At 46.8% G+C, this 573-nt stretch carries 1 protein-coding gene; it reads right to left on the bottom strand.

Going from position 1 to position 573, the window contains the following annotated elements:
- Window positions 1-504: beta-eliminating lyase-related protein (locus A3735_RS10430; RefSeq protein ID WP_231882532.1), on the bottom strand; the 504-nt coding region annotated here is incomplete at its 3' end.
- Between the last annotated feature and the right edge of the window lie 69 nt (window positions 505-573).

Genomic DNA, 573 nt, shown 5'->3' with positions numbered 1-573 from the left:
TGGCTTATGTTCACGAGCAAGCGCTTCAACCTGATCGTAGTCGATTTCACCCGTTTGCTCATTCAAACCGTACTGCACGGCGTTATAGATACGACCGGAAAAGCTTACTGACGCACCATGCGTCAAGTGACCGCCGTGAGCCAAGCTCATTCCCAATACCGTATCGCCGGGAGAGCAAAGCGCCATATAAACAGCAGCATTGGCTTGCGAACCTGAATGAGGTTGAACGTTTGCGTAGTCAGCACCAAACAACTCTTTAGCACGATCAATCGCTAGCTGCTCAACCACGTCAACATGCTCACAACCACCGTAGTAACGCTTACCCGGATAGCCTTCAGCATACTTATTCGTTAATGCAGAACCTTGAGCCTCCATCACGCGAGGGCTGGTGTAGTTTTCTGATGCAATCAGTTCAATGTGTTCTTCTTGACGCGTTGCTTCAGCAGTAATTGCATTTGCTATTTCATCATCAAAGCCAGCTATAGTCATATCACGAGTAAACATTCATCGCCTCTATCATTCAGGAAAAAATAAGCCTCAAAACGGTCATTCCCTAGTCATTCTTCAACTCTT

Source organism: Oleiphilus sp. HI0061, assembly GCF_001635675.1.
The sequence above is the reverse complement of the archived record's forward strand: the minus strand, read 5'-3'. Positions and strand labels throughout refer to the sequence as shown.